This is a genomic window from Candidatus Aminicenantes bacterium, assembly GCA_011049425.1.
Classification (GTDB): Bacteria; Acidobacteriota; Aminicenantia; order UBA2199; family UBA2199; genus UBA876.
Window position 1 is genome coordinate 1 of sequence record DSBM01000156.1, and the last position, 8,115, is coordinate 8,115.

10 protein-coding genes are annotated in these 8,115 nt (G+C 56.7%); 7 read left to right on the forward strand and 3 right to left on the reverse strand.

Features of this window, described 5'->3' with window-relative positions; all coding sequences use genetic code 11:
• Positions 1-160: 160 nt before the first annotated feature.
• From ENN40_11155 to ENN40_11180, 6 genes are all read left to right on the forward strand, one after another.
• The gene (locus ENN40_11155) at positions 161-628 is read left to right on the forward strand and encodes a dUTP diphosphatase (GenBank protein HDP95899.1); all 468 of its coding nucleotides are present in this window, start codon (positions 161-163) and stop codon (positions 626-628) included.
• Positions 629-768: 140 nt separating this feature from the next.
• A complete protein-coding gene (locus tag ENN40_11160) occupies positions 769-1,083 on the forward strand; it encodes a transcriptional regulator (protein ID HDP95900.1) in 315 nt (104 codons plus the stop codon).
• Between the two features lie 58 nt (positions 1,084-1,141).
• Positions 1,142-1,861 (forward strand): FKBP-type peptidyl-prolyl cis-trans isomerase, encoded by a 720-nt coding sequence (locus tag ENN40_11165; GenBank protein HDP95901.1) that lies wholly within the window; start codon positions 1,142-1,144, stop codon positions 1,859-1,861.
• Between the two features lie 100 nt (positions 1,862-1,961).
• Positions 1,962-2,786 (forward strand): bifunctional hydroxymethylpyrimidine kinase/phosphomethylpyrimidine kinase, encoded by an 825-nt coding sequence (gene thiD, locus ENN40_11170; GenBank protein HDP95902.1) that lies wholly within the window; start codon positions 1,962-1,964, stop codon positions 2,784-2,786.
• Positions 2,773-3,240 (forward strand): ribonuclease HI, encoded by a 468-nt coding sequence (locus ENN40_11175; protein ID HDP95903.1) that lies wholly within the window; start codon positions 2,773-2,775, stop codon positions 3,238-3,240. The genes thiD and ENN40_11175 overlap by 14 nt, the downstream gene beginning before the upstream one ends.
• A gap of 44 nt (positions 3,241-3,284) precedes the next feature.
• Positions 3,285-4,493 carry a hypothetical protein gene (locus tag ENN40_11180; protein HDP95904.1) on the forward strand — a complete coding sequence of 403 codons (1,209 nt, stop codon included), beginning with the start codon at positions 3,285-3,287 and terminating at the stop codon, positions 4,491-4,493.
• Between the two features lie 12 nt (positions 4,494-4,505).
• Here ENN40_11180 and ENN40_11185 read toward each other — a convergent pair whose 3' ends face one another.
• Positions 4,506-4,754, reverse strand: a complete 249-nt coding sequence (locus ENN40_11185; GenBank protein HDP95905.1) for an NrdH-redoxin — start codon at positions 4,752-4,754, stop codon at positions 4,506-4,508.
• Positions 4,755-4,930: 176 nt separating this feature from the next.
• On the opposite strand from ENN40_11185, the gene serC reads away from it, so the two are divergent.
• Positions 4,931-6,004 carry a 3-phosphoserine/phosphohydroxythreonine transaminase gene (serC, locus tag ENN40_11190; GenBank protein HDP95906.1) on the forward strand — a complete coding sequence of 358 codons (1,074 nt, stop codon included), beginning with the start codon at positions 4,931-4,933 and terminating at the stop codon, positions 6,002-6,004.
• An 18-nt stretch (positions 6,005-6,022) separates the two neighbouring features.
• Here serC and ENN40_11195 read toward each other — a convergent pair whose 3' ends face one another.
• Complete coding sequence (locus ENN40_11195) at positions 6,023-6,670, reverse strand: histidine phosphatase family protein (GenBank protein ID HDP95907.1); 648 nt, start codon at positions 6,668-6,670, stop codon at positions 6,023-6,025.
• A complete protein-coding gene (gene kynU, locus ENN40_11200) occupies positions 6,667-7,956 on the reverse strand; it encodes a kynureninase (protein HDP95908.1) in 1,290 nt (429 codons plus the stop codon). Before kynU ends, ENN40_11195 begins: the two co-directional genes overlap by 4 nt.
• Positions 7,957-8,115 lie beyond the last annotated feature (159 nt).

Below are 8,115 nucleotides of genomic sequence, written 5' to 3' on the forward strand. Positions count from 1 at the left end.
AGACCATGGGTCCCCGGAACCTACGTTTGCGTTCGCTTATGCTTTATGCCCTGCGGGTACTCATACTCACAACCGCTTACCAATTACCAATGTGTATTTACCCACACAAAACGTAATAGATCCCAACTTTTCAACTCTTCAACTTTAATAGGGAGCCGATATGGTTGTAATTCGATGCTCGAAACTGAAAACGAATGCCCAACTGCCACGGGCCGCTCATGAGGGAGATGCCGGCCTGGATCTTTTTGCCGCCGAAGATTGCATGATCCCGGTTGGACAATGGCGACGGGTGGGCACGGGCATCGCCATGGAACTGCCGGTGGGAATGGAAGGCCAGGTTCGTCCTCGCAGCGGCCTTGCCTGGCGACACGGGGTTACGGTGTTAAACGCCCCCGGCACGGTTGATTGTGGCTATCGGGGGGAGGTTATGGTAATCCTCATCAATCACGGCAACAGAGATTTCAAGGTAAGCTCCGGCATGCGCATCGCCCAATTGGTGATCGCGGAAGTTGCGCAGGCCCGCGTTGAGTGGGCAGAAAGCTTGAACGACAGCCATCGGGGCGACAATGGATTCGGGTCGACGGGTGTAGAAGATTTTTCCGGGGCGCCAAAAAAGCTGTCGGAGTGAATTTCGAAGCGGCTGCCGATGATTCCACTAAACTCATGGCGTTTGCCTGCGTACCGTGAACAGGATCAGCCGGGATTCGTCTCAGGGTCAGACTTGATCCGGCGCGGTCATCCGCATACACTGGGAACCGAGGTGAAAAGATGAAAAACAGGACGGCTTCCCTGGATGAAGTGGCGGACCTGCTGGCCCTTATGAAAGATCCGCTGCTGGTTCGCGGGTTTCTGGAGAGCCTGTTGACTCCCCGGGAAATCTCGGATTTGGCCGGGCGCTGGGAATTGGTTAAATTGCTGGATGCCGGATGGACCCAGCGCGATATCGCCCGGGAACTGGGAATGAGCCTGTGCAAAATCACCCGGGGCGCCCGGGAGTTGCGACGTCCGCATGCCCCATTCCGGCGTGTATTGCGATTGCGTAACCACATGCTGGAAAATCAAAACGGGCCGAAGCCGGGTTGAGTCCGGGCGGGGCATCTGCTATAGTGGCGACGAGTCGTAAGACGACGATTGAGAGGAGATGATTATGCAGGCGACAAAAGTGGTATGGGTGGTAATCCTGGCGGCGATGTTGCTGGGTTGCGGGGGCTCCGCCGAAGACGCGGATTCGCAACCGCTTGAATTGGAAAGCGATTCGGCCCGCACAAGTTACGCGATTGGATACAATTACGGCAGCAATATCCGGCGTCTTGCCGGCGAACTGGATCTTGAAGCCCTGATAGCCGGGGTAAAAGATGCCTATCAGGAAAGCGAATCGAGAATGAAACCAGAGGAAGTGGCGCAACGCATGCAGCAATTTCAACAGGATGTGATGCGCCGTGACCAAGCGCGCCGCCAGGAAGAATCATCACGAAATATCGCCGAGGGTGATGCATTCCGCAAGGCCAACAAAGAAAAGCCGGGTGTTATGCAAACCCCTTCTGGTTTGCAATATGCGGTAATCAATCCCGGTGACGGCCCCAGTCCCAAGCCCAGTGACCGGGTGAAGGTCCATTATCACGGCACATTGATCGACGGCACGGTGTTTGACAGTTCCGTTGAGCGCAAAGAACCCGTGACTTTCCGCTTGGACGAGTTGATTCCGGGATGGGTGGAAGGCATTCAGCTGATGCGGGTTGGCGCCAAGTATCGTTTTGTCATTCCCCCCGAGTTGGCTTACGGAAAGCGGGGCTCACCGCCAAAGATCGGGCCGGACGCCACGCTGATTTTTAGCGTCGAATTGCTGGATATCGAAAAATAAGGACCCCATATAAGTGTAAATTCTACGCAGCCAGCACGCGGGAATCGGCGCTGATGAAGGCATTTGACAATTTTGAAAACCGGGCTCTATAATGGGGGCGATGAGGAGAGATACCGTTGCATTAACCATAGCCGGAAGCGATTCAGGCGGAGGGGCGGGCATTCAAGCCGACCTGAAAACATTTTCGGCCTGCGGGGTGTTCGGTACCAGTGTGATCACTGCCGTAACCGCGCAAAACCTTGACGGCGTATATGCCATTCAGGCGGTGGATGCCGATATGGTGCGGCGGCAACTTCGGGCTGTCCTTGACGGTTTCCCGGTTACGGTCGCAAAAACCGGGATGCTATTCTCTAAAGAGATCATCGAGGTGGTTGCAAAAGAACTTGAGGCGCAACCCCATATCCCCCTGGTTGTGGATCCGGTTTTCGCCGCTACTTCCGGTGGACGCCTGATTTGCGATGATGCAATTGAGTCACTGCGGACACGCCTCTTTCCCCGGGCCTTTTTAATTACACCGAACATTCCGGAAGCCGAGGCCCTGCTGAATGAGAGTCTGGATGGTGAAGAACACCTGGAAGCCGCGGCACAAACACTTTTTCAACGCATTCAGGTTCCTATTCTGTTAAAGGGAGGGCATTTGCAGGGCCGGGCCGTGGATGTACTGGCCACCCATGCCGGGATTAAATCCTTTTCTATTCCCATGGTCAGGGGCGTCAATAACCATGGCTCAGGGTGCACGTTCGCATCCGCCGCAGCGGCATGGCTGGCTCGGGGTGCCGGGTTGGAAGCCGCTGTAGCGGCGGCCAAGGAGTATACCAGCCGTACGTTGATCTATTCCCTGAGTCTGGGCCCGAATATCCAGGTGATAAACCATTTCTGGCGCGTTCCCGACCCCGAGAGAGACCCTGAGCATGAATCGGAATAAGGATGCGGGCGTGTTGATCGATACCGACGGGGCCTGTTCCGGGAACCAGTTTCAACGCAATGCGGGCGGCTGGGGTGCGGTGATGCGTACAAACAGCCAAGTCAGAGAGATATGTGGTGGTGAGCGCAACACAACCAATCAGCGCATGGAGATTATGGCGTGCATACGGGCATTGGAAGCCTGGGGCCGGCCGGAAGTCAGGCTGGAATTGCGTTCAGACAGCGCCTATCTGGTCAACTGTATGAACCAGAAGTGGTACCAGCGCTGGCGACGCAACGGCTGGCTGAATGCCAAGCGCCGGCCCGTTGAAAACCGGGACCTGTGGGAACGATTGCTGGAGCTGGTTGAATCCCTGGACATATCTTTTGTAAAAGTCAAGGGGCACTCAGGAGACAGGTGGAATGAACGGGCGGACGCCCTGGCGCGGCAGGGAATGGCAAAGTTCTGTGAGTAAGAAGCGGTGTCCGCAGACGGATTCGCGGCCATGAGGGAAACGGCATGATCATACCGGTATCGTCGGGAAAAGGCGGAGTGGGGAAGACCACTTTTGCGCTGAACGCGGCCCTGACTCTGGCGCGGCGGCGCACAACCGTGTTGGTGGACCTGGATCCGGGAACTTCAAGTCTGCGTTCTTTCCTTGACATGCCGATCCAGCGCGATCTTTACCACTTTATCAAACGCGATGTTCCCATAAAGGAGTGCACCCTGGGGTTGAACCGCAGCCTGGATCCCGAAGGCCTGTTTCGTCGTTTTCGGGTGATTGCATCCCCGGCGAGTTTCATTGACGAAATTGTCAACATGGAACCGGTGCACATGGAAAAGCTTCAACGGGGCCTGATGGAATTGAACGCCGACTACGTTATTCTGGACAACCGGGCCGGACTGGATCGCCATGTGCTCGATTTCATGCCCCTGGCCAATTCCGGAATTCTCATATTTACCCCGAGATTACGCGCCGCCACGCTGACGGCCGCGGAAATGGTGCGCGCGGCCCTGATCCGCGCCTGCCGGCACGTGTTTTCGGCTCCGGATGATGACCTGGCTGTCCTGGCGGGAAGAGAACTGCCCGATTCCGCGGAGTACCTGGAACAACTGGATGCGTTTTCCCACAAACCCGAAGGGCCGGTGTTTGACTTGTGGCTGGAATGGGTACGTGAACGGATCGGTGACTGCCTGCTCACACGGGTGCTGGAGCGGGTGGTATCCGGTTACCGTGTTTTCTTTGTCCTCAATCAGTTCGACAGTGTAGAGGATTCCGCGGAACAGGTGGTTCGGCCGTTTATGGAGCGGCTCTACAAATCGGTTTCCCAAAGGGTGACGGCCATCAACATGGGCTGGATGGTGGCCAGCGACGAGATCCGCCTTTCGGGAGAATCGGGCCTGCCTTACCTTTTGATGCAGCATTATCGGCGCCGGCGCAAGGATCCGGACGCGGAACGCTGGGAGGGGTTTCTTCGTGATCTGGCCGGGCTGCAGCAACGGCCGCCGAATCGCAAGCAGACGGTTCCGCTTGACGATGAATTGAACCGCCAGGTGGACCTGCTGAACCGCATGTACGTACACAACGCGGGACGAAACCCGGAAACCAACCTGGATTTCATTGCGGAAAGGTTGATCGGGTTTACGTTAAACACCACCCATCGGTGCGGAATGCGGCGTTTTCTAACCCCGCTGGAATGGCTGAGGGAACTGCAGACCTGGGTCTGAACTGTAACGGGTTCAGCGACGGACACCCAACAGCCGTTCCAGTTTTGACTGGTCGAATCCCACTACCGGCTGGTTGTTTACCAACGTGACGGGAACACCCTGCTGACCGGTGCGTCGCACCATGTCCCGGGCGGCGGCGGGATCACGGCTGATATCCACCTCACGAAAACGGATATTGAGTTTGCGCAGATGGCTTTTGACCGCCCGGCACCATGAACAGGTGGGGGTTGTAAACACAACTACTTTCGGGGTCTGGTTCATTGCCGCTTTCCTCCGCACAGATTTTATTAGTTAAATATTAACACAGAGCCGATCCGGTGTCAATGCGGCCATATCCGCCATTAGCGCAGATCGTTGTGAGAAATGCAGGATGGTTGTTTTTATTCCATGTCGCGGTATAATGAGGCTGAGAGATCACCTTTAGGAGGAACGGCGTCATGTCCAGAAAGTACAATTTTTATGCGGGACCAGCGGTATTGCCGCGGGAAGTCATGGAGAAAGCCCAGTCGGAGCTGCTGAACTTGAACGGGATCAATCTTTCGATTCTTGAAATCAGCCACAGGTCCAAGGACTTTGATGACATCATTCAGGGTGCGGAAGCCAAAATCCGCTCTTTAATGGGCGTATCCGATGACTATGCCGTGCTGTTTCTGCAGGGCGGTGCCAGCATGCAGTTCGGCATGGTGCCCATGAATTTCCTGAAGGCAGGTACGGCTGATTATGTGAATACGGGTGCATGGGCCAAAAAGGCCATCAAGGAAGCCAACCTTTTCGGCAAGGTTCATGTGGCGGGATCTTCAGAGGATAAGGGATTTTCGTATATCCCCACCAACCTGGAGTTTTCCCAAGGTGCCGCATATGTTCACATCACCTCAAATGAAACCATCGGCGGTATCCAGTGGAAAGAGTACCCGAATACCGGCCAGACACCCCTGATGGCCGACATGTCTTCCGATATCATGTGCCGGGAAATCGACGTCGATCGCTTCGGCCTGATCTATGCCGGAGCCCAGAAAAATATCGGACCTGCGGGTGTCACCCTGGTGATTCTGCGGCGCGACCTTCTGGGTCGGATCGCTGACGGCTTAACCACCATGCTCGATTACCGCACCCATGTGGACAAGGGCTCCATGTACAATACCCCGCCTTGCTTTGCCGTCTACGTGGTCAAATTGATGATGGAATGGGTCGAAGCCCAGGGAGGCGTGGCCGCCGTTGAACGGGTCAATCGCCGCAAGGCCGCGCTGGTGTACGATACCATTGACGCCGATGATTTCTACCGCGGTACCGCCCGTAAAGAGGATCGCTCCATCATGAATGTCACCTTCCGCCTGCCCTCCGAAGAACTGGAAGCCCTGTTTGTCAAGGAAGCGACCGCTTCGGGTTTGATGGGCCTAAAGGGCCATCGCAGTGTGGGCGGGTGCCGGGCATCCATCTACAACTCCATGACCCTGGAGGGGGTGGAAGTTCTGGTCGATTTCATGCGCAGCTTCCGCAAAAAGCACGGTTGAACCGTCCCCGCCCGGTCTCTAATACCATTCCGTTACCAGGTGGGGTAAGTGGCTGGTGTGGTTGAGCGCGGTCAGGGTGAACCCGCGGCCGGGTTCCCACACCAGTTGTGTAATGGAACCGTTATCCAGGTGAAATTTCCAGAAATAATCGCTATCCAGTCCCATGGCGACTCCCAGCAGGCATTTTATTACCGAGCGGTGGGTGACCGCGGTTAGCGGGCTGGTCGCGGACTCCGGGAACCATTCCAGGAAATCACGTGCCCGTTGATGCACATTTTGCAGGGATTCACCTCCGGGAAAACGCATGGAGTGGGGATGATTAACCCAGCGTTCCCATGCGCCGGGAAAATCGTGTTGGATGTCAGTTTTGCGTTTTCCGCTCCAATCCCCCAGGTCCAGGTTGTTCAGGCGTTCATCCACGGAAATCGGCAGGCCGGGAAAAGCGAGTCGGGCCGTTTCCTGCGCCCGCTGTAACGGGGAGCAAACCACGGCAAGGGTTTTTGAAAGCGACGTCGCCCTCTGCAGGGCCCTAGCCTGTTCGTTTCCCCGGATGGACAGGGATATCTCCAGGCGTCCACGGAAGATGCCTTCGCGGTTGGAACGGGTTTCACCATGGCGGATCAGGAACAGCACCCGCTGTTGGCCCGCGTTTTTCGCGGTCTTCATGTGATGGCTCCGCGGGTGGTTGGAAACCGCGTGTATTCGCGGTTGTCAATGATCTCAACCAGGGCTTGCACCACCCGATACACCTCTTGGGCCGTGTTGTACAGCGCCACCGGGGCGATACGGATGGTATCGGGGGGGCGGAAATCGGGAATAATGCCGCGTGCTTTCAGGGCGGCGGCGATGCGCAGGCTTTCGTGGTCTCGCGCCAGGGCCACATGGCCGCCCCGGCGGCCGTCTTCTTGGGGATTCACAATGCGGAACGAATAGGGGGGGTGGCTCAAGCGTTCATCCACCAGCCGCATCAGCAGATCCGTCAGGAGCAGGGAGCGTTTCCGGATGGCGTCGATACCCGCCTCGCGGATTACTTCCAGAGCACCCGCCACCGCGGCGGCGCCGAGTATTCCGGGAGAAGAGATCTGCCAGGCGCCGGCATCGGGTTGGGGAATGAAGTCCGGCAACAGGTCGAATTGCTTTTCCTTGACAAATCCGAACCAGCCGGGAAGTCGGGGATGACGGGAACCATGGTGGCGTTCATGGACAAACAGAAAGGCGGGGCTGCCGGGTCCGCCGTTGAGGTATTTGTAGGAACACCAAAGGGCGAAATCAATGCCCCATTTGTGGAGCTGGTGGGGAACGGCTCCGGCTGAGTGTGAGCAATCAAAACCAATCAGAATCTCCCGTTCCCGTGCCGCCGCCGACAGCCGGGGCATGTCCAGGAGTTGGCCGGAGGTGAAAAGCACTGAAGGCAAAAACACCAGGGCTACATCTTCGGTCATGGCGGCAATGATTTTTTCTTCATCCAGGGTGCGGCCGTCCCCGGACCGCACCCGCACCAGGTGGCGCACCGGGTCCAGCCCGCGCAAGCGCAATTGACCGTCCAAAGCGTACAGGTCGGTGGGAAAATTCAGCTCGTCGGCGAGGATTTTGTCTTTTCCCGGGAGCGGATTAAAAAAAGACGCTACCAATGAGTGGATATTGACGGTGGTGGTGCCCGTGGCCACAACTTCCCCGGGAAGCGCGCCGACCAGGGGAGCCGCCATTTCTCCCAGGGTCTCGGACAGGGTGAACCATGCCGGGGTTCCATCCATCCAGCCGCCGATTCCGCGGTTGCGCCAATCGTTCATGACCTGTTCAACCCGGCGTGCGGCGGCGCGGCATTGCAGCCCCAGAGAATTTCCATCCATGTAAATGGTGTTTTCAAGAATAAAGAATTCTTTGCGAAATTCAAGCAGGCGATCATGCCGGTCCATCCGCAGGATATCGGCTTCGCAAACGGCAGCGGACATAAGCACCTCCGCTTGCTATTGTACCCCGAGTGGGATTGCTTGCCAGGCTTGACCCGATGGCGTACAATTATCTCGAAATCACCAGGGAGGCGGAATGGATAAAAAAATCCTTGGTATCCTGGTACTGTTGCTGGCTGCATCTGTGGTCAATGCCGGGGG